The sequence below is a fragment of the Bacteroidales bacterium genome (genome assembly GCA_016709865.1).
Lineage (GTDB): Bacteria > Bacteroidota > Bacteroidia > Bacteroidales > VadinHA17 > LD21.
Genome location: JADJLX010000004.1, coordinates 1 through 23179 on the forward strand (window position 1 = coordinate 1; position 23179 = coordinate 23179).

17 protein-coding genes and 1 pseudogene are annotated in these 23179 nt (G+C 39.6%); 9 read left to right on the top strand and 9 right to left on the bottom strand.

What is annotated here, in order from left to right; all coding sequences use genetic code 11:
• The 8 genes from IPJ16_08305 to IPJ16_08340 all read right to left on the bottom strand — a co-directional run.
• Nucleotides 1-354 (bottom strand): SLBB domain-containing protein (locus IPJ16_08305; GenBank protein MBK7627180.1); only part of this gene is annotated, 354 nt, incomplete at its 3' end.
• A 17-nt stretch (nucleotides 355-371) separates the two neighbouring features.
• On the bottom strand, nucleotides 372-536 hold the full coding sequence (locus tag IPJ16_08310; protein MBK7627181.1) for a hypothetical protein: 165 nt from the start codon (nucleotides 534-536) through the stop codon (nucleotides 372-374).
• Nucleotides 537-728: 192 nt separating this feature from the next.
• On the bottom strand, nucleotides 729-962 hold the full coding sequence (locus tag IPJ16_08315; GenBank protein MBK7627182.1) for a hypothetical protein: 234 nt from the start codon (nucleotides 960-962) through the stop codon (nucleotides 729-731).
• A 76-nt stretch (nucleotides 963-1038) separates the two neighbouring features.
• Nucleotides 1039-1413, bottom strand: a complete 375-nt coding sequence (locus tag IPJ16_08320; GenBank protein MBK7627183.1) for a nucleotidyl transferase AbiEii/AbiGii toxin family protein — start codon at nucleotides 1411-1413, stop codon at nucleotides 1039-1041.
• The gene (locus IPJ16_08325) at nucleotides 1367-1669 is read right to left on the bottom strand and encodes a hypothetical protein (protein MBK7627184.1); all 303 of its coding nucleotides are present in this window, start codon (nucleotides 1667-1669) and stop codon (nucleotides 1367-1369) included. The genes IPJ16_08320 and IPJ16_08325 overlap by 47 nt, the downstream gene beginning before the upstream one ends.
• Before the next feature lie 110 nt (nucleotides 1670-1779).
• Nucleotides 1780-2154, bottom strand: a complete 375-nt coding sequence (locus tag IPJ16_08330) for a four helix bundle protein (protein MBK7627185.1) — start codon at nucleotides 2152-2154, stop codon at nucleotides 1780-1782.
• Between the two features lie 323 nt (nucleotides 2155-2477).
• The gene (locus IPJ16_08335) at nucleotides 2478-3035 is read right to left on the bottom strand and encodes an ArsR family transcriptional regulator (protein MBK7627186.1); all 558 of its coding nucleotides are present in this window, start codon (nucleotides 3033-3035) and stop codon (nucleotides 2478-2480) included.
• 51 nt (nucleotides 3036-3086) lie between these two features.
• Entirely contained in the window at nucleotides 3087-3290 is a 204-nt protein-coding gene (locus IPJ16_08340) for a hypothetical protein (GenBank protein MBK7627187.1), read from the bottom strand.
• Between the two features lie 34 nt (nucleotides 3291-3324).
• On the opposite strand from IPJ16_08340, the gene IPJ16_08345 reads away from it, so the two are divergent.
• From IPJ16_08345 to IPJ16_08385, 9 genes and pseudogenes are all read left to right on the top strand, one after another.
• The gene (locus IPJ16_08345; GenBank protein ID MBK7627188.1) at nucleotides 3325-4308 is read left to right on the top strand and encodes a nucleotidyltransferase family protein; all 984 of its coding nucleotides are present in this window, start codon (nucleotides 3325-3327) and stop codon (nucleotides 4306-4308) included.
• A 243-nt stretch (nucleotides 4309-4551) separates the two neighbouring features.
• Nucleotides 4552-10719, top strand: a complete 6168-nt coding sequence (locus IPJ16_08350; GenBank protein MBK7627189.1) for a gliding motility-associated C-terminal domain-containing protein — start codon at nucleotides 4552-4554, stop codon at nucleotides 10717-10719.
• 97 nt (nucleotides 10720-10816) lie between these two features.
• Nucleotides 10817-11725: a PorP/SprF family type IX secretion system membrane protein gene (locus tag IPJ16_08355; GenBank protein MBK7627190.1), complete on the top strand. Its 909-nt coding sequence runs from the start codon at nucleotides 10817-10819 to the stop codon at nucleotides 11723-11725.
• Nucleotides 11726-11927: 202 nt separating this feature from the next.
• Nucleotides 11928-15989 carry a T9SS type A sorting domain-containing protein gene (locus tag IPJ16_08360; protein ID MBK7627191.1) on the top strand — a complete coding sequence of 1354 codons (4062 nt, stop codon included), beginning with the start codon at nucleotides 11928-11930 and terminating at the stop codon, nucleotides 15987-15989.
• Between the two features lie 29 nt (nucleotides 15990-16018).
• Nucleotides 16019-16186, top strand: a complete 168-nt coding sequence (locus IPJ16_08365) for a hypothetical protein (protein ID MBK7627192.1) — start codon at nucleotides 16019-16021, stop codon at nucleotides 16184-16186.
• A gap of 110 nt (nucleotides 16187-16296) precedes the next feature.
• Nucleotides 16297-17085, top strand: coding sequence for a hypothetical protein (locus IPJ16_08370; protein MBK7627193.1), 789 nt, complete (start codon nucleotides 16297-16299; stop codon nucleotides 17083-17085).
• A gap of 215 nt (nucleotides 17086-17300) precedes the next feature.
• Nucleotides 17301-18458 (top strand): GDP-mannose 4,6-dehydratase, encoded by a 1158-nt coding sequence (gmd, locus tag IPJ16_08375; GenBank protein ID MBK7627194.1) that lies wholly within the window; start codon nucleotides 17301-17303, stop codon nucleotides 18456-18458.
• An 11-nt stretch (nucleotides 18459-18469) separates the two neighbouring features.
• Nucleotides 18470-19628, top strand: a pseudogene (locus IPJ16_08380) (GDP-L-fucose synthase).
• Between the two features lie 240 nt (nucleotides 19629-19868).
• The gene (locus tag IPJ16_08385) at nucleotides 19869-21029 is read left to right on the top strand and encodes an adenylyltransferase/cytidyltransferase family protein (GenBank protein ID MBK7627195.1); all 1161 of its coding nucleotides are present in this window, start codon (nucleotides 19869-19871) and stop codon (nucleotides 21027-21029) included.
• An 80-nt stretch (nucleotides 21030-21109) separates the two neighbouring features.
• On the opposite strand, the gene IPJ16_08390 is transcribed toward IPJ16_08385, so the two are convergent.
• Nucleotides 21110-22771, bottom strand: coding sequence for an ATP-binding protein (locus tag IPJ16_08390; GenBank protein MBK7627196.1), 1662 nt, complete (start codon nucleotides 22769-22771; stop codon nucleotides 21110-21112).
• Nucleotides 22772-23179: the final 408 nt, after the last annotated feature.

Below are 23179 nucleotides of genomic sequence, written 5' to 3' on the forward strand. Positions count from 1 at the left end.
ATCATTTGGAAGGAGAAAGTAAGCCTCTGATGATAGTATACTTTTATCCTGCAGATTTAATCTATAAGTTTTTGAACCCTCTTTTACGGGTCGTATTACAAGAACTCGGTTCCTGTTTCCGAAATCTCCTACTCCTCCTGCACGCCCAATTGCTTCAAGAACTGTCAGATAGTTATTATAGTTTATATATGTGCCAGGACCTTTGACTTCTCCAATTACTGTAAACTTAAAACTAAGCAACTTGCATTCCACCGTTGTGCTATTATAAACTTTGTCAACACTTTCTTGAATTATACTCCTCGCTTCCTGTATTGTAAACCCTCCCACTTTTATTCTTCCTATAACAGGGATCAAAATAGTGCCGTCTGTATTTACATCATATCCATATAGATAGCCTCCACCCTCCCCCTGAACCTGGCTTCCGCCACATACCTGAAAGAGGAAAGAAAATCCTGAATTCTTCCGTCAGTGGCCATAGCCTTTGCAGTAATATACAGAATATCCCGTTGCTGGATTTTGTAATCCGGCAATTCCATTGCGAACTGCTCCTGTCCGTCAAGTTCAGGAAGGTTATTCAGGTAAGTAAGTTTCTTTTGCGAGGTACAGGAGGCCAGAACTAAAACTGCAATAGCGATTAGGGGAGGATGCGTTTCATAGTATGAGGTTGAGGTTGAGGTTGAGGTTGAGCGTAAAGCGTAGAGCGTAAAGATGAAAGAGTACTTGTGCTATTAGTGTTGAGTGGAATTAAAAAGAGAATTCTGTTGACCAAGTAATAAATCTTTTATTAGTTCCCGAAGTTGTTTTTCAAAAGCAATTACATCTGGCGGAACTGTCCAGTTAATATCATCTAATTTTTCGAGTGGAAAACTATCAAGAATTTTTGATGCTTCAACTGCATTAATCCACATATCCTTTTCAGATGCCTCTTTAACAATGTCAACCCAGCTAAATTGATAGTTCAATGCTATAAAAACCAAATCTACAACATCCTTTTCCGAATGCCTGCTTAATGCAGTAAGTTTATTCGAGAGTATATTTTCAATGATATCTGTCTTGAAGAGTTTTGTGGCTATATGAGTTCCTGTCCGGTACTGAATATCGTTTACAAAATCTATTTTTCAAAATTGCTTCATTCTGATGAACAAAAACTCTGGTAAAACTCTCACCTGTTACAGCAACTTCAGTCTTTAGTTTCTTACTCCGAATTGATGTCAGAATCAGTTCTACCTGTTTCTCAAAATTGGAATTTTGATTAACAAAAAAATCAAGATCATCTGAGTAACGATGATTCAGGTAGGCCCTGCTTAAAGCTGTTCCTCCTGTTAAATAAAAATCAACCGGAAGATTTTCTATAATACGCAATATCTTATCCTGCAGAGGATAAAGTATATTTTGATAATAATCTTTTTGCATTTCTGTAATATATCTGACGCTGGCGGGGATAGAGTTTGCTTATAGCGCTCTCTGAAAGTAGCTGCAGTAAATCATTATTACCCAGAAGCTGTATTAATTCATACCAGTTAAGACTATTCAGTGCACGAATCAACATTTGTTCATCTAGTAGAGCCTGTTGCGGGTTTTTCATTATCTGACGAAGAAGTTTATCTCTTTTCCCGGATGGCAGATCCCAAAGCATTCCTTTTAGCTTTATTTCCAGTGATTTATCCACGTTAAACTATGTTGAGGTTGAGGTTGAGGTTGAGCGGAGAGCGTAAAGCGGAGAGCGTAAAGCGTAGAGCGTAGAGTGTTGAGCGTAGAGTGTAGAGTGTTGAGTTATAACTAAAGGCACCATTTGTCAGCATTGTTTATCATCGAAATCAGAATTTTCCGAACTTCTGCATATTCACTGGTTAATCTGTTGTTAATTTCTTTGCTAATATATTTACAATCCAGTGAATAATCGAGCCATGTCTCAGTTTCAAATTCTTCACCTAAAGAGTCTGTTAATTTATTAATAAAAGACTTCTCATATCTCCTCTTTGCCCACGCTTCTGCAATACATGCAGTTACAGATCTGGATGATCTTCTTATTTGGTCCGTCAATGAATATTTCTCTTCTTTTGGAAAACTTTTTGAGATCTCAAAAATCTCCATAGCTAGTTTATATGCCTTCTGATATACAATTAAGTCTTTAAAACTCTCAATCTTGCCCATAACTTAAAGAGCGTAGAGCGTAGAGCGAAAAGTAAAGTTAAAATTAAAGGCATATTTATTAGCATTGTTAATAATGGATAAAATCATCTTATAAGATTTTGTGTGTTCCTTTTCTGCCAATTCTGGTCATATTTAAAGTTCTCTATGCTTTCTTCTCACTGCTACGCTCTACGCTCTACGCTCTACGCTATCTTCTAACCGCTCTACGCTTGCCCTCCGGCAAGCGCCCGCCCCGTCAGTCCCATCTTTCCAAATGGCCTAACAAGGCGATATTTTGCTGTTTTTCATTGCTTTAACAAACGCAACAAGGTAACAGCAACCCTTTATTTTGCTACCAGTTCAACTTCATTTATATTCCAGAGAGGCAGGAGGTCCGCTGGCTTATAAAGACCAAGTTCCCTGTCTGCTTCAATTGAATTTAATATTGTATAACTTACTTTCCGTCCGACAAGTTCCTCGGCCTGTGATACTTTTTTTGCAAGGTACTCACGGTCAATACTATCGCCTATCAGAATAAGCTCTATTACTTTGCTGTCCTTGCCGCGGGCAAAATCACCAACCAGGTAAACCGATAACAAGTTCCCAAGACGATGAATGACCTTTTCAATTACCCTGTCAATGCCTGCTTCCTTTAAAATGATATCATGAATATCCTTAAACAAAGGGTGACTCCTATTTGCCTGATAAATCTTCTTATTACCATCTCTCAGAGAATTAAGCAGTCCGGCCTCTTCAAACCTGTTAAGCTCAATACGAATTGAATTAGATGACTCCCCGAACTCAGACTCAAGTCCACGCAGGTGTGCACGTGTGCTGCTGTTAAGAAAGAACTTCTTAAGCAGCTTTATACGTGTCTGCGATGTAATGAGAGTACCGATCATCAGGTCAGGTTAATGAGTAACAACTTTTCTCGATTTATTTAGGATTCCAAATCAAGTTGGGTAAATGACAGATTTGTAATGAAAGGTTGCTTTGGGGGGAGAAGAGAACAGGGAACAGGGAACAGGAAACAGAAAACAGGGAACAGGTTTTTCCTCCCAGACCTCATCCGGATTGATCCCTGATCCCTGACCTCTGACCTGATCCTGATCCCTCATCCCTGATCCCTTCCCGATCCCTAATTCCTCATCCCTCATTCCTCCCAAAAATATCCTACTTAGCCTTGTGAATATGAAAGAACTGCTCCTCCTCCTATGCCACTACCCCTATTCAGAAAAGTACCGGAGTCAATCCCGGCTTCTTTCGGAGATAAAAGACTGGCCTTATTTTACAAAACTCATAAACTCTCACGGAATAATAGCCCTCGCCGCATATAATATAAAAGCTGCAAAGCTCGAAGGATTTGTTCCAAAGAATGAAATGTCTTTTCTTGAAAACGGTTATAGAAAAAGCATGATCCAGGAACTATGGCTTACAGAAAGATGGAAAGAGGTAAATACTATACTTGAAAGTGCCGGAATAAGGCATATTCTGTTGAAAGGGATGGCGCTGGAACACACTGTTTATGGTGCTGCCGGATTAAGACAGATGAATGATAACGACATCTATATAAGTCCGGAGGATTCCATCAAAGCATGGTATCTGCTGCAGGAAAAAGGGTTCGCGCAGGAGCCATTTAAATCACCTCTTTTCAGGAAAATAACATTCAATATTGGTCGTCATCTCCCGGCCCTGTATAAAGATGGTTACACGCTTGAGATCCATGACAATCTTTTCGAAGATGAAAATTCAGAAGTTAATAAAACGGATGATTTGTTTTCAGACGCAAGGGAGATAAAAATAGGAGAAACCAGGGCATTAATACTTTCCGATAAGTGGCAGCTTAGACATCTTACGGATCATTTTAAACACCACATGTCGGGAGGAGAATGCCAGCTGCGACTTTACACTGATCTTCTCATGCTTAGCAGAGAAAGTCAGATTCAATTCCCTGATAACTTTATTGAAGAACCCATCCAAAGCGGCAAACCGGAATTCAGGAAAGCGGCGTATAAAAGAAATATCAGATCCATTCCTGCAAGATACAGAATGCGGTTTATTATCGGCGATACTTTCCCAACACTCATATGGATGACAAAGAGGTATAGATGCGGTAAGGCAGAGGCTGTACTGAGATATCTGCCAAGGATTGGCAAGCTCTGGTGGCTGGTTTAAGGGCGGTGCAGGGTGCGGGGTGCAGGATACAGGGTCTGCACCATGCACCTTGCACCACGCACCAGAAACTTCCTAATCCCGGATCCCTCATTCCTGATCACTGAAAATACTCTTTCGCTCTTGCCTTAATAATTAGTATTTTTGCGTATCTTAACATGTTTTGGAAAAATCGATGTTGTGAATCACAAATTCAAAAGCAACCGAGGATGTGAAAATAAAGTCTAATATGAAACCGGTGACAAAATGAAGAAACTAATTATATACACTATTTTGCTGTTGGCTCTTCCGACAGGCATTCTGGCTCAGACAATCATCAAAACAGTAGGTACATCCGGTGCCGATTATCCGACATTAAATGATGCTTTTTTTGATATTAATAGTGGAATACTGGAAGGAGAGATCATACTCCAGATAATTGACAACACAACTGAATCCTCCACCGCTGAACTTTTTGAGAGTGGTTATGGGGGCTCTCCGGGTTATACTTCAATAACAATTTATCCAACAGCTTCAGGCTTTTCAATCAACGGAGATTTTGACGGCCCTCTTATTAACTTAAACGGAGCCACCAATGTAACATTTGACGGACGTTTGAACGCCACAGGGATAACACCGGACCTTATAATCACCAACATAAACACCGGAACTTCTGCTTCAACAATTCAATTTATAAACGATGCTTCCAATAATACTGTTAAGTATTGCACCATTATGGGGTCATCAACAAATATTGCCGGTGGTGTAATATTTTTTTCAACAGCTGGTACAGGAAATGGAAACGATGGAAATACAATTGATTTAAATAACATTACAGGTGATCCTGCAGGGAGACCAGTAAATACAATTTATTCCGCAGGAACTTCAGGAAAGGAAAACAGTGGAAACATTATCAGCAACAATTCACTTTATGACTTTTTTTCACCTTCATTATTGGTGAACGGAACTTCAAATGGTATAAACATTTCTGACAACTCAACTGCCTGGTCCATTACTGGCAACAGTTTTTATGAGACAACATCATTTGCACCTGCCGGTACACCCACAGTTACCTATAATGCCATCATAATCAATAATACAGGTATATCTTTTACTGTGTCGGGAAACTTTATTGGAGGAAGCTCTCCTTCCTGCGTTGGTTTATGGTCCAAAACCAATGCAAAGAATAATGTCTTTTATGGCATATATCTTAATGTTGGAACTGGAACTGTAAGTAGCGTTCAGGAAAATACTATAAAAAACTTTAACTGGGCAAATTCATCCTTTGCTAACTGGACAGGGATCCATGTTGCAGGCGGGGATGTGAATATTGGAACAACAACAGGTAATATAATTGGTGCTTCAACAGGCACCGGTTCTATTATTGTCTCTTCCGGGAATCCTAATGCTTTTGCATATGGAATAAATATATCCGGTACCGGAACTGTTGATTGTCAGAACAATACAATCGGATCTATAACAACTTCCGCCGGACCTGGGAACTCTTTCAACTTTATTGGTATTAATAAAACAGCTGCCGGAACAACAACAATCAATAATAATATAATTGGTAGTCTTACTCAGGCTAACAGCATTCAGGCAAGCTCAGTTAGTACTTCATTTGCCCAGAGTGTTATTGGTATCAGCAACGCCGGTTCAGGGAATATTTCAATAATCGGTAACAGTATTGTAAATCTTACAAACACAACTACAAATTCAACAGAAGCTACTTTAGGTTTAATAAATGGCATCAGGTCGTCGAATGGTACAAACACAATATCAAACAATACTATTCATGAATTAACTATAGCAAATGCAAACACTTCAATAACCAATACCTCCTCTGTTTGTGGAATCTGTCTTACCGGCTCTACTTTAAAAACCATTACAGGAAATGATATTTACAATTTGTCAAATACATACAGTTCTTTTAAAGGAAATGTGACAGGACTATATTTTACAGGAAGCACAGGTGCAAATATTGTCAGCGGAAATTTCGTACACAGTCTTTCCGCCACAGGAGCAACAGTTACAGCTCCTCTGGCAAGTATTTATGGGATCCAGATGGCTGCAGGGGCAGCAACCTATTCAAATAATATTATAAGCCTTGGAGGAAATACCCCCGTTACTATTACCGGGATTTATGAAACAGGTGCAGCAGCAAATAATAACAACCTCTATTATAACACGATATATATAAGTGGTGCTCCGACATCAGGGGCAGGTAACAGCCATGCTTTGTACAGTGCTGTTACAACAAATACCAGGGATTTCAGAAATAATATCCTGAATAATGGACGTTCAAACAGCGGAGCAAGCGGAAAACACTATTCTATTTATATAGCAACAGCCGGAGGGACAATTACAACTGATTACAATGACTATTACGCACCAGGAACCGGAGGTGTTTTAGGATATTTTGCCGGTGATGTTACATCCCTTGCGACATGGAAAATTGCGACAGGTCAGGATGTAAACAGTCTTGAAACAATTCCGTCATTTACAAATGCAGGCGGACTATTGCCTGAAGACTATATTCCCGGGGCCCTCCTCACGGCAGTGGCAGGAACGGGTATCTTAAACGATTTCAATGGAGCTCTCAGGGTTGCCCCTCTCACAATGGGAGCATTTGAAGGAGGCTCATGCAGTAATCCCACAAGCGGAGGAACAATAGCTGCTGCACAAAGCGGCTGTGTACCTTTCGATCCTGCTGCATTTACAAGCACGACTCCTGCTTCCGGGTACTCGGGTGCGTCCCTGGAATATAAATGGCAGGAATCGATAACCGGAGCCGGTTCGGGCTTTTCTGATATTGCATCAAGCAACTCGGCAACATATAATCCGGGTGTTATAAATCAGACCACCTGGTACAAACGACTTGCAAGGGTTTCATGTATAGGAGTGGGCGACTGGACAGGTGCTGCTGAATCGAATGTGCTGATGGTTACAGTCAATCCATTACCTGCAATCGGATTAACAGTTGGCGGTGCAAATGAAGTATGTTACGGCACGGGTACAAATATTACAGTTGCCTTATCCGAAGCCGGAGTGAATTACCAGTTAAGAAATGGGGTTACAAATGTCGGTTCACCTGTAGCAGGCACCTCCGGAACTATCAACCTTCCGACCGGTAACCTGGTAACAACAACAACTTTTAACGTACTTGCTACCAATTCAGTTACAAATTGTTCTGCTCAATTAACCCAGACAAAACTTTTGACGGTCAATCCTCTGCCAACTATAGGCTTATCTGTTGGCGGTCCCGGTACAATTTGTTCAGGAACTTCAGGAAATGTAACAGTTGCGTTATCACAGAGCGGGGTAAACTACCAGTTAAGAAATGACAATGCAAATGAACTTGTTGGTGCTCCTGTTGCCGGCGACGGAGGAACAATCAACCTTCCTACCGGTGCAATGACATTTAATATCCTTTATAATGTTCTGGCAATAAATGGCACAACAAGCTGCTCTGCAGAGTTAACAGATAAGGAATTAGTAAATGTTTATCCTCCCAGCAATGGAGGAACAATCAGCGGTACCTCTTCCATTGTATACGGTTCTTCATCCGGAATCATGACATTATCAGGTTATACTGGAACAATACAGCGCTGGGAAAAACGATACAATTCAGGCAGCTGGACTACAATAGCCAATACAAATGCCACATATTCGGAAACACCTGTACCATCAGGAACCTGGGGGTACAGAGCTGTAGTTAAAAGCGGAACATGTAATGAAGCAAATTCAGCTGAATTCAGTATAACTGTAAATCCTAAAGCCCTTACTATAACTGCAGAAAACAAGAGTAAGAACTATGGTGATGCATTACCTGTACTTACCTTTACTTATACCGGTTTGGTGAACGGAGATCTTGCAACAGCAACTCCTCCGACAGTAACTACAACGGCAACTGCAGCAAGTCCGGCAGGAACTTATGCTATTACTGCTTCTGGGGCAGCTGATCCTAACTACACAATAACCTATGTACCAGGAGTCTTAACTGTTAATAAAGTACCATTGACAATAACAGCTGACAATAAGAGCAAGAATTACGGAGCTGCTTTACCTTCACTTACTGTAACTTATACCGGACTGGTTAATGGTGATCTGGCTGCAGCAACTCCTCCTGCAATTAATACAACAGCAACTGCAGCAAGTCCTGCAGGGACTTATCCCATAACAGCTTCAGGTGCTTCTGATCCGAACTACAACATAAGTTATGTTGACGGTACATTAACTATCGACAAAGTGTCTCTGACAATAACAGCTGACAATAAGGTCAAAAACTATGGCGATCCGTTGCCTGTTCTTACCTTTACTTACACAGGTTTGGTAAATGGTGATGTGGCTACTTCAACATTGCCCGTGGTCACGACCACTGGTCTACAAAGTTCTGATGCAGGGACCTACCCTATTACTGCATCCGGTGCTGCTGATCCAAACTATAATATAAGCTATGTTGCAGGAACATTAACAGTCGATAAAGTACCATTGACTATTACACCTGACAATAAGAGCAAAAATTATGGCGCAGCATTGCCCCTTCTGACTTATGCTTTTACAGGCCTCGTGAATGGCGATATTGTAACCGCAACTCCTCCGGCTGTAACCACAACAGCAACAGCATCAAGTCCTGCCGGGACTTATCCCATAACTGCTTCAGGTGCTGCTGATCCTAATTATACTATAAGTTACTCTGCTGGAATATTAACTGTCGACAAAGTTCTGTTAACAATAACGGCCGACAACAAAAGCAAGAATTATGGTGCCGTATTACCTGCACTAACCTTCACATATTCCGGACTTGTGAATGGAGACATTGCTACTGCAACTCTTCCAACAGTAACAACGGCTGCAACTGCTGCCAGTCCAGCCGGTACATATAATATAACTGTATCAGGTGCTGCCGATCCAAATTATACGATAAGCTATGGTACCGGAATTTTAACTGTTGACAGAGTTCCATTGACAATCACTGCTGAGAATAAGAGTAAGAATTACGGAGCTGCATTACCGGTACTTACCTTTACTTATTCCGGACTTGTTAATGGAGATGTTACTGCTGCTACTCCTCCGGCTATAACATCAACTGCCACTGCTGCAAGTCCTGCCGGAACCTATACTATTACAGTATCCGGTGCGGCCGATTCAAATTACAATATAAGTTATGTTGCAGGTACACTAACTGTTGACAAAGTCCCGCTAACGATAATTGCAGATAATAAAAGTATAATCTATGGCTCAGCTTTGCCGGTTTTCACAGTTACCTATACAGGGCTGGTTAATGGGGACCTGGCTTCGTCTACTCCTCCTTCTGTAACAACAATTGCCACTGCTGCGAGTCCGGCCGGATCGTATGTGCTAACCCCTTCAGGAGCCATAGATAATAATTATATTTTCACATATATTGACGGTGTTCTCACTATCAGCAAATCAGATCAGACAATAACCTTTAGCTCTTTATCGGATAAGACATACGGAGATTCTGATTTTGCACCTGCAGCCACTGCTAGTTCCGGATTAAGTGTATCATTAGTCAGTGATAATCTTTCGGTTGCAAGCATTTCAGGAGGAGTAATTCATATAACAGGTGCAGGAAACGCAATTATAACTGCTTCGCAAAACGGGGATGGGAACTATAACCCTGCTCCTTCTGTATCCAGGTCACTCACAGTAGCTAAGGCAGCATTAACTTTTACAGCCGAGAACAAATCAAAACTGTACCAGGCTCAGAATCCTGTACTGACATATAGTATTGCAGGATTCGTAAATGGAGAAACGCAATCGGTACTCGATGTTTTGCCTTCCATTCAGACAACTGCACTTCAGAACTCAACAAATGGCGATTATCCGATTACAATCTCCGGAGGAAGTGATAATAACTATACCTATATATATATCCCGGGTAAACTAACAATCACTAGACTTCAGCAGACAATAACATTTTCAGGCTTCCCGGAAAAATTACTTGTAGGAGATAAATATACACTTGCGGCAACCTCATCATCAGGACTTACTGTACAATTTGAAAGTATGGATGCTTCTCTGGCAACTGTATCCGGGAATGAACTTACAGGAGTATCAAAAGGGAATGTGCAGATCCGCGCATTTCATCCCGGCGATCTGAACTGGGATGCAGCGGAGGCGTTTGTCACAGTTGAAATATACTCCACACATAAAGATATAATGCATCTTTTCACGCCAAATAATGACGGATTTAATGATTACTGGGAATTACCGGATCTTGTTACCTGGGGTAAATGCGATGTAAGGGTGTTTAACAGGTGGGGCAAACTTGTGTTTGCCGATCCTGACTACAACAATCTTTGGGATGGGACATCAAACGGCTCTTCCCTTCCTGAGGGACCTTATTACTTTATAATTGATACTGAGAATGCGGGGATGGTTAAGGGGACGGTGAATATTGTCAGATAAAACGACACACGACACAAGGCACTCGACTCAAGGAAGAAGAAGAATGGATTTCCCGTGAGTCGTGCGTCGAGAGTCGTTAGTCTATAATAATAAATATATGAAAAAGTTAATAATCTTAATTACCAGTATCTTAATAGGAGCAATATCAAGCGCCCAGCAAGTCCCAATCTCCGAAAACTACTACATGGACAGGTACTCACTTGCTCCATCATATGCCGGGAATTACAATGCGAAATATCTCTTCATGGGGTACAGGAGCGACTGGACTGGAATTGACGGAGGGCCAAAGACAGTCAGGATCTCTTACAGCGATCTGCTTCCTTCCATGAAGAATGCAGGTTTCGGGGGAAAAATCATTTATGATAAGGCAGGAATATTCAGTCAGCTCTATATTCTGGGGTCATATTCATATAATCTTCTGGTTAATCAGGATCACCATATTATGTTTGGTTTGTCGATGGGATTTTACAGGAACAAACTTAACCTGCTAGATTATTATAATGATCCCGACTATACAATTGACCCTGCATTAGTAAGCCTGGATATAAATTCAAAACTGAAATTCATGAGTGACTTCTCGGCTGTATGGACATGGAAAGGAGCCGAGGCCGGATTTATGTTTTCAAATATCTCGCTTGGTGATGCCAGTTATAAAGAGGTTAGTCTGAAGTATAACCCGCTTGCCAATTACCAGTTTCATGCCACTTATATTTACAATATAAATGAAGACTGGGATTTAACTCCGCTTCTTATTGTAAGGGGAGGTAAGTATATTAAAAGCCAGTTTGAAATAGCCACTCAGGTAATGTATCTTAAAAAGTTCTGGGGCAGTTTGGTTTACCGCGATCCTGCAATTATAGGATTCGGAGCCGGAGCAAGTATTAACAAAGGTCTGAAAATTGGTTATAATTTCAATTTTGCAACTAATGTTGTTATGGGGGCCTTTAATAATCATGAGATCACTATAGGTCTGAATATATTTGAATACTTAAAGAAATCAGAATAACCAGCTGAGGCTGAGGCTGAGGTTAAGAGTCTCTAAACCTTAACCTTAACCTTAACCTAAGTTTCAGTCTTGAATTTGTTAATATGGAATAAAATGGTATTTTTGTCATTGTAAATTAGGATTATTGTATCTTAAGATATGATTAATATGATTCTGATGCAACCCAAGTGGTGGTTTCAGGGTCTAATAATTAGGGTCTTATATGAAGAAGCTAATTGTATATATTCTATTGATACTTACACTGCCAGTTAATTTAATTGGCGATGATACCAAAACCGTTGGTACAAACGGGGCTGATTATCCAACATTACTTGATGCATTTTTTGATATTAATAGTGGAATTCTTACCGGAGTAATCACCCTTCAGATAATAGACAACACATCAGAATATGCTCCTGCTGAACTATTCGAGAGCGGTTATGGCGGCTCACAAGGTTATACATCAGTAACAATATATCCTACCAGTTCAGGTCTTTCAATAACCGGAGATTTTGATGCACCTTTGATTATTCTGAATGGGGCAACTAATGTGACAATCGATGGTAGAGTAAATGGAGTAGGTTCAGCTATTGACCTTGTTATAACCAACATAAACACAGGAACTTCTGCCTCAACAATCCAATTTATAAACGATGCTTCCACTAATATCATAAGATATAGCACTATAATGGGATCGTCGACCAATACTGCCGGTGGTGTAATCTTTTTCTCAACTTCCGGAATAGGAACAGGTAACGATGGAAATACAATCGGTTTAAACAATATTACAGCCGACCCTGCCGGAAGACCTGTCAATGTTATTTATTCTGCCGGAACTTCAGGGCAGGAAAACAGCGGAAACATAATCAGCGATAACAATATTTTTGACTTTCTGAAGCATGGCACTGCTTCAAATGGTGTTCTTTTTGCTTCAAACACAACCTCTTGTACAATTTCGGGAAACAGCTTTTATGAAACAGGATCATTTGTTCCATCTGCATCTGTTACGTATAATATCATTAAGATTGATAACACATCAGGTACAGGTTTTACTGTCTCAGATAACTATATTGGAGGGAGATCAGCTTTATGTGGGGGATTAGCCTGGACCAAAACTAATGCTGCTAATAATGCATTTTTTGCAATCAGCTTAAATGTAGGAACAGGAACGGCAAGCAGTATTCAAAATAACACTATTAAAAACTTTTCCTGGTCAAATTCAACAAATGCGAACTGGACAGGAATCCACATTGCAGGAGGGGCTGTGAATATAGGAACATCAACCGGGAATACTATTGGTGATGCAACCGGGACCGGCTCTATCACACTAACTGCCGGTACAACAAACTCAACTCTCTATGGAATTAATATTGCAACAACAGGTACTGTTGACTGCCAAAATAATATAATCGGCTCAATTTCCTCTTCCACAGCTTCAACTTTAGCAGCTAGCATTATCGGGATAAACAAAACAGGTACTACCGGAACAACCAATATAAGCGACAACACAATTGGAAGTTCCATAACTGCGAATAGTATTAATGCTAGTTCTGCTTCAACTGCGAATGCACAAACCGTTTTTGGAATTAATAACCTCGGGTCCGGAACAATAACTATCAGTAATAATACAATAGCTAATCTTACTAATGCTGTATCCAACACTTCTGTTTCGAGCCGTGGTCGAATTACCGGAATCTATTCTGCCACAGGAACGAATATTATCTCATCAAACACTATTTATAACTTAACAATTGCCAATGCAAATGATGCGGTGATCCAGATTGCATCAGTTTGCGGAATTGCACTTTTCGGAGTGACACCAAAAAGCCTTACAGGTAATACTATTTATAATCTGTCTAATACCTATTCCTCATTCGTTGGCAGTGTAATAGGTATCTATTATGTAGGCAGCACCGCAGGGAATGAAGTTAGAGAAAACTTTATTCACAGCCTCTCTGTAGCTAATGGATCCTCTGCTTCTATATATGGTATTAAGATTTCATCAGGATTAACAACCTACTCTAATAACATAATTACTCTTAATGGCACCACCGCAACAGATATTTATGGTATATATGAAACCGGGGCAGCCGGAAACAATAATAGCCTGTATTTCAATACTGTGTATATAGGTGGCAATCTGGGAGGCGGAACAAATAAGTCATATGCATTATACAGTGCTGCTACAACAAATACCAGGAATTTCAGAAATAATATATTCTTTAACGCGCGTTCAACAACAGGAGGATCAAATCTGCATTTTGCGATTTATATACTTACCGCCGGAGGAACTCTGAATTGCGATTTTAATGACTACTTTGTGTCAGGGGACGGCAGCACATTAGGTTTTTATGGTACACCTAAAACAACATTACCTGTTGTAACTGGTCAGGATGTCAACAGTTTTGCAGTTAATCCTCTACTTTCAAATGCCGGCGGAACAGCAGCACTTAATTACCTACCATCAGAAGCTTCACTAGTCGCGGTTACCGGCACTGGAATAACAACAGATTATGCTGGTACCACACGGTCCGTCACCTTCCCTTCGATGGGAGCCTACGAATACACTGTAGCTCCCGGAGCATGGATTTGGATGGGCTCAGCCGGAACAGACTGGAGTGTTCCTGCCAACTGGAACTATATTTCAGTTCCTCCTGCTTCGAGTGATGTTATTATAACAGATGTTGCAAATGATCCTATCGTAAATGAACCTCCGGCCACTCCTGCAGAATGTGAAAATCTCACAATAAATTCAGGGGCCATACTTACCGTAGCAGCCGGTGGCGCACTCAGGGTTAATGGTACAATTACAAATAATGCCGGAATCACCGGTCTTGTTATCAAATCAGATGCTACCGGCGATGGTAATCTGGTAAATAATACTGCTTCTGTTCCGGCTACAGTCGAATTGTACCTGACAGGAGGTCTGGTTAGTCCAGGCGTTGGAAGGTTCCATTATTTTGTGCCTCCCGTAGCAACAATGACAATAGGAACTGTTCCTACAGTAGCAGAAGTACAAACTGCACTAGGTATTACAAATTTTAACGGCGATCTTTTGCGTTACCGTGAACCATTTGCTGTTACCACAAAAAATCAGGGATGGCAGTATTTCCATAATTATCCCGGAGTACCTCCCGGATTCACATCACTTGTCTCAGATTACGGTTATAATATTTTTCTGAATGGAGGAGATGATATACTGAAATTCACCGGACAACTAAATGCAACTGAGCACTTATTTAGTCTGTCATACACCCCCGGGAATGCAGGCGCCGGATGGAATCTCATTGGAAATCCATACCCTTGTAATTACGATCTTAATGGAATTGCAGGACTGGGAACAGTGGTCGCCGGCATCTCAAATACAGTATATTACAATAACAATGGAACTTATGGCTATTGGAATGTTTTAACCAACACAGGCTCCTCTGGCGGTTATACAGATATTTTACCCCCTATGACTGGCTTCTATGTTAAAGTTTCCTCCGGAGGTCCTTCTTCTCTTACATTACCAGTCACGTCAAAAACGGGATCAGCATCAGATGCCAGATCGGCACATAAAGGATCTGAAGCGACGTCTGAAAAATCTGAAAAAGGAGGTCTTTATATACAGAAAGTCAAACTTGTTTTAACCTCAGGTTTAAAAACAGACGAGACAGTTGCTATGTTGATTGATGATGCCACCGCTGCTTACAATGAGCATTATGATGCTTACAAGTTGTATGGATCAAGTACTTTACCAAGTATAGACATTAATACCGGTGGTACAGATTATTTTATGAAAGCTGTCAGGGGTCCAGAAACCGAGGCTGTAATACTTCCTTTAAAAGTCATTGTAAGAGAAGCCGGAACGCAGAGTATCAGCATTAGTGAGTTTGAAAATCTTGAGGGGATAAAAGTTGTACTGAAGCACGGAAACATTGAAACTAATCTTAGCAAAGATGCAACATATACATTTACATCATTGGCAGGAACATATACTGATTTCCAGCTGATTATCGGTGAAACTAATATTACAACCGAAATAGAGAAACCGATCGATCAGAATTTCAAAACCTGGTATAATAATAATTATCTTTATATTAATACACCTTCTGAAATTTCATCAGAGAAGTATAATCTGGTTATTTACGACTTACAGGGCAAGCCTGTTTATAATGACAATAATATCTTCCTTACAGCTGGTCAGACTATACAGTTACCTGTAATCCTTTCAAAGGGAATATATATTATCAGGATTACAAATAATAGCCTGTCGCTGGTATCAAAAATTGTTGTTATTTAGATTAATAAAAATATTTTTAGATTTGTCCTGTGAATAAAAAAGTCTATATCATACCTGAAATATTAAAGATTGATCTCGATAACACGATCTCTCTTCAAATGGCATCACAACCTGAAGACCCGCCTCCACTTGGAGGCAGTAAAGGGGGAAGTTCAGAGCCCTTTCAGAGTCCGTTTGGAGATAAACCATTCAGTTAATTCACCAATTTTGAGGTATGAGATTTTTTGAATAACTTCGTGTTCTCTTAAACTCTTTAGTATAGATTTGTCCTTTCGAAAACAAATTTCAATGAGAAAATAAGCAGAATATGAATAAACACCTCCTGATTCTTTACTTTCTTTTTCTGCTAATTCTCGATGTTAATGCACAGTCAGTAAATCCGTGGAGATATGACCCTTCAGCCAAAGATGTAAATCTATGGAAACTGAGAAGGTATGAACTCTCTCTTGGAGGCGGGTTTACACAAATATTCGGTGATATTGGTGGCTTTTCGCCGGGGAAAAATATTATAGGCTTAAAAGATATTACCTACAGGCAAACAAGAGCTAACTTAAATCCAAGTGTTAAATTCAAAATCTCAGACAAACTATCAGCAAGAGGTAGTTTTGCATTTGGATATTTTCATGCAATAGATGAAAGGGGATCAAATATTAAAAGAGGATTTGAGTCTTCGACACTTTTCTTTGAGCCGTCCCTGGTTGGTGAATACCATCTGTTACTTTCCACGATTAACGGGAGAGGAAACAGAAAAAAAAGGATTGTTACCGAACGATCTATTTTCTCAAAGATCGATTTATATTTTTTCACAGGAGTTGGAATGGTTGCGTATACTATTCTCCCTAATGAAAAATTGACCCCATATATAAATGATAAGACGGGTGCGGCTGCAATAATTCCTGCTGGTCTTGGTGCCAATCTTATATACTCGAGATACTTCAATTTTGGCTTAGAGTTTGGAGGCCGATATGCATTTACTGATAACCTCGATGGTTACAGTTCCCGTTATTCGAAATTCAATGATGCATATTATCTTTTGAATTTTACTTTTACCTATAAAATCAGAACCGGGGCAAACGGATTACCATTTTTCAAATAATAAGATTTCAGTCCCATATTTATCTGATAAAGAATAACAGGTAAATAGGTTGGCAATTGGTAAACTAACTATTGCAATATTATAATAAAACAACATTAAACTTTATAGCTGGTTTTTTAACTCCTGAAAATTCAACATATTTCCATGTTAAAAAGATTGCAGATCATAACAGATTTTTAATTAATAGGTAAAACAATTAATTCTGGACTAATTCAATGGGTAAAATAGCATTAATCAGTGGTGTGACCGGTCAGGATGGAGCTTATCTGGCTGAATTTTTGCTTAAAAAGGGATATACTGTGCACGGCATTAAAAGACGCAGTTCACTTTTTAATACTGATCGTGTTGACCATCTGTATCAGGATCCTCATATAGAAAACAGAGATTTCATCCTTCATTATGGGGATCTTACAGATTCAATGAATCTTACCAGGATCATCAATGATGTTCAGCCTGATGAGATTTATAATCTTGCAGCGATGAGCCATGTCAAGGTAAGCTTTGATATCCCTGAATATACAGCAAATACTGATGGCCTGGGAACATTAAGAATTCTGGAGGCTGTAAGACTTCTTGGTCTGACTCAAAAAACAAAAATATATCAGGCCTCTACCAGCGAATTATTCGGAGCGGCCCGGGAAGTACCTCAGAATGAGAATACCCCTTTCTACCCTAGAAGTCCATATGGTGTAGCGAAACTTTATGCTTACTGGATAACAGTTAACTACAGAGAAGCATATGGTTTGCATGCAAGTAATGGTATTCTTTTCAATCACGAATCCCCGATACGTGGCGAAACTTTTGTCACAAGAAAAATAACAAGGGCTATTGCCAGGATTGTCCTTGGCTTACAGGATATACTTTTTATTGGAAACCTCTCTTCAAAAAGAGACTGGGGCCATGCAAAAGATTTTGTAAAGGCAATGTATCTTATGCTTCAACAGGAAAAACCTGATGACTATGTTATCGCAACAGGAGTAACTACAGAGGTTCGTGAGTTTATTTATAAAACATTTTATTCACTTGGGATTGAGATTAGATTTACCGGTAAAAATGAAAATGAGAAAGGTATTATCGTTAATCTGGATGAGGAGCTATTTATTGAAAAGACAGGGAAGGAGTTTTTAAAGAAGTTTAAAAAGAGAATATCAGCTGATCCGGTTGTAGTTAAAGTTGATATCAATTATTACAGACCAACAGAAGTTGATATTCTCTTAGGTGATTCCTCAAAGGCCCGAAATAAGCTTGGGTGGATGCCTGAGTATGATCTGGACGGACTTATCAGAGATATGATTTCGTCAGATCTGATATTGATGAAAAAGGAAAGCCATATAAGAAAAGGTGGTTATAAAACCTTCAATTATTTTGAATAACTCAATAGAATATGTTAACCAGCTCAAAGATTTATATAGCAGGACATAAAGGACTTGTGGGTTCTGCAATTACCAGATCCCTGTTGGAAAAAGGTTATACCAATCTGATTCTGAAAACACAGGAAGAACTGGATCTCACGGATCAAATGCTTGTTGATACATTTTTTTCAAAGGAATTACCTGAATATGTAATTTTAGCAGCAGCAAAGGTAGGGGGGATACATGCAAACAATAAATACAGAGCCGATTTCATATACAATAACCTGATTATCCAGTCAAATGTTATCCACTCTGCCTGGAAGCATGGAGTAAAAAAGCTTATCTTCCTTGTCTCAACCTGTATTTATCCCAAAAATGCACCCCAGCCTCTCATGGAAGACTGTTTGCTCTCTTCCCCTCTCGAACACACAAACGAGCCATATGCAATTGCCAAGATTGCAGGCTTAAAAATGTGTGAATCATACAATATACAATATAAGACAAATTTCATTTCTGTAATGCCAACAAATCTTTATGGTATCGGAGATAATTTTGATCTTGAAAAATCTCATGTATTGCCTGCATTACTTAGAAAACTTCATTTAGGGAAATGCCTTGAGAAAGAATACTGGGATTTGATCAGAAAGGATTTGGATAACCGCCCGATTGGGAACATCTCAGGCAAATCAGAAATAAATTCAATTATTGAATCCCTTGAGAAACTTGGTGTTTCTTTTCAAAAAGATTCTAAAGCAAACTCAAATCCGGGTTATTTGCCTGATCCCCAATCTGGCAGAAAGAATGTCATCGTTAAAGTCTGGGGTACAGGCAGACCATTGAGGGAATTCATGAATTCACAGGATATGGCTGAAGCCTGTGTCTATATTCTTGAAAATATTGATGTCAGAGATATTCTCGATTATCATTTATCAGTAAATAAAAGTGCAGATTATCATCCTCCACACTTCATTAATATTGGTACAGGAGAAGAAATATCAATAAAAGAAGTTGCTTTTAAACTCAAAGGAAATAACAGGATTTCAAGGTGAAATAGTATTCGATACTTCAATGCCGGATGGTACAATGCGAAAGGTCACAGATATCTCAGCTCTGAAAAAACTTGGTTTCACCCACAAGATTGACCTGAATTCAGGCCTTAGAAGCTGGTATAATCATTATTTGAACATTTAAACATCTCCCTAAATACTAGCCTGGGAACAGTTAAGTAATACACAATTCAAAATTCATTGCCAATCTTGATCGTTAACCGGATTACTGAATACCGATTACCGATTACCAGGCTGTCTATTTGCTGTTTATCGTTAGTCGTGCGTCGTGCGCCATTCCACCAATCATCTATCATCTATAATACATCATACATAATTCACATTATTTCCTAAATTTGCTTTTCGTGAATAATCAACATATATGATGACCCCTGCTACAAAGAAAGTCTTCGTCTCCGGTTGCTTCGACATGCTTCACTCCGGTCATATTGCATTTCTAAAAGAAGCTGCAGAATATGGAGATTTATATATTGGTCTGGGTTCGGATAAAACACTTAAGGAGCTCAAGGGCCGCGAACCTGTAAACTCTGAAGATGAAAGGCTGTATATGCTGAGTGCCCTTGCCTGTGTAAAACATGTAAGCATAAACAGAGGAAGCGGATTGATTGATTTCCTGGAAGACATAAAGACTCTGAAACCTGATATTCTGATAGTAAATGAGGACGGTCACACTCCCGACAAGGAACTTCTTTGCCGCGAGATGAACATTGAATACAAAGTTCTTAAAAGAATCCCGCATGCAAATCTGCCGGCAAGATCAACAACAGCACTTCGTGCAGTAAAGCCGATGCCATACAGGATTGACCTTGCGGGCACATGGATCGACCAGCCATATGTTTCAAAATTTCATCCCGGAGCGGCTATTACAGCATCACTCGAACCAACCCTGGAGTTCAACGAACGTTCAGGAATGGCAACCTCTACCCGAAAAAAAGCAATTGAACTCTGGAATGATCACCTGCCGCTTGAAAAACCGGAAAAACTGGCAAAGACACTTTTCAGATATGATAATGATCCCGGTACACCTGAAGTAAGCGGTTCACAGGACTCAATAGGGATCACAATGCCGGGAATAAACAGATTCTACTATGAGAAAGGCAAATACTGGCCATCGGAATTTGACAGCATCACCGACCTTAAAAGAATCAACTGGCTTGAGGATAAGATTTCAATGGTAACACTCTGGCCACGTCCTGCCGGTTTTAATGTTTTGAAGGAAACATATATAAATGAGGAAAATGTTCAGAAGCTCACTGAAGCTGCAGATCTTGCCTGGGAAGGTTTGACGGAGATGAACATATCAAAGTTTTCCAAAGGCTTTCTCGATTCATTTAATGCGCAGATCAGAATGTTCCCGGCAATGATAAATCCGGAAATTGAAAAAGTCATTTCACAGTATAAAAACACCGCCCTTGCCTGGAAGCTATCCGGTGCAGGCGGAGGAGGATATCTTATCCTTGTCAGTGAGAAGCCGGTTCCAAATTCATTTAAAATTAAGATCAGGATTAAGGATTTGGGGTTGTAGATGCTGGGTGCTGCACCTTCGCTGAAGCTACGGTGGACACAGTGGGTGCTGGGAGAAATTCAAGGTTCAAGATTCTATTCTTAACTATATCCCTTAGACCTGTAACTATTAATATTTAGTTTTGTTATCATTTCATTTGCATCCAATTCAATTTTTGAAAAGGCAAACCACTTTTTACCAAGGTCTTTTAAGGAAGCTCCAATGTGATAAACTATCTTGTAGTCAATAATCAAAAACCTATCATGTGATTTTGTAAATATATGAACATCGATTGCAGGATATTGAGAATTAAAAGTTTTTAAGTCGAGTTTAAATTGTTTTGATACAGATGAAGTATAAATAGCTGCTGTCACATTAATATTCCTTTTGGAAAGGATGGCTAATACACTCTCATCCAAATAATTATCAATCAATATAATTGAATTGGTTGCTGACTTTACTAATTGAGTGGTAGCATCAAATTTACAAAAAGGAATATTTAATAAACCTTCGTCCAGCTTTAAATTTCTTAAAGAATATCTTATTCGCAGACGCGGCTGGAACTTATTATTGAAAAGTGTCATACTTTTCCCGATGACGTTTTGATCTGATTTTACTTCAACCGGGATGACCTCGTTCCCTACCTGAAGTAAAAAATCCATTTCAGCTTTACCATCAGAAGTCCAATACCTTGGCAATCCTTCAAATTGTTGTACAAGACTCTGAAGTACATAGTTCTCACTCAAAGCACCTTTGAACTCTGTAAATAGCCGATTTCCTTCTTTTAAAGCCGATGGGTCGAGTAATGCCATGCGCCTCAGTAAGCCTGTATCGAGCAGATAAATCTTAAAAGAAGACAAATCGTCATAAGCAGACAGGGGTAAGTGAGGAGAATTACTGCGGTAAATTTTATAAACCAGTCCTGCCTGTATTAGCCACTGCAAAGCATCCTCGTATTCCCTGGCACGCGCACCCTCTTTTATTGCCTGATAAAGAAATTTCTTGTTTTCTCTTGCAAGCTGGGAAGGAATTGAATTCCACACAAGATTAATTTTCGGGACAGTTTTATTTTCTGTATACTTTGAAAAATCAAGGGCATATGCATCAAGAACATTTTTAAGCAATTTCTGGGTTAGTGATACATCATAAGTATCTATCAGCGACCTTGCAACTTCAGGCATTCCGCCGCAAATCAGGTACATTTTAAACTTATCAGTAAGTTGATTTGAGAATATGTCAGGAATTGGTTCGGGAACGTTTATACCATCAAGGTATGAATACAGAGTTGGATCGGCAGAAGAGAGAAATTCAGAAAAAGTAAGTGGAAAAAGGTCTAGAAAATCAACCTTTCCGACAGGAAAAGACTCTCCACGTGATAGTGCAATTCCCAATAATGATCCTGCACAAACAACGTAATAATCAGGAGCATTCTCATAGAAATATTTAAGTGAGTTTAACGCCTCATTACATTCCTGTATTTCATCGAGAATAAGCAATGATTTGCCCGGTTCAATTGATCTGCCATGCACCAGCGAGAGATTTTGAATTATTCGCTTAACATCCTTTGTATTACTAAAAAATTGCTTTAGCTCCGGCTGTTCCTCAAAATTAAAATAGGCATAATTTTCAAACTCTTTTTCAGCAAATTCCTTTAACAGCCATGTTTTCCCGGTTTGTCTTGCTCCCCGTAATATAAGTGGCTTCCTTAAACCGCTGGTTTTCCATTCTGATAATTTGTGAAAAAGTTTTCTCTCTATATACATAATTTCTCTGATTTAGTTCTGTTTTTGTGATATATTTCACATAAACGGAACATAACAGGTGTAAATATAAATGAATTTATCAAATTAATCATCTATAATACATATTACATTGCCCGGCTCAAGGCGCATTGACCCCCCTCCCAAAGGGGGCTAATTTGCGGATGGATTTATACCCTTTAGGGGGAAGGGGGCAAAAATTGGTGGCTAATTGCAATCCGGTTCTTTATAGTCGCGCAGGCAACCCGGAAAACCACCCCCCATCCCCCCAAGGGGGGCTTAAAACCAAGAAATTATTGGGTCTCACTATTAGGGGCAAAAAAGCAATCCGGCTCTTTAGAGGCGCGCGGGCTCCCCGGAAAAGGTGCGAACTGCAACCATTTCCTGGTAGGAATTTGGCCAGATAGGCAA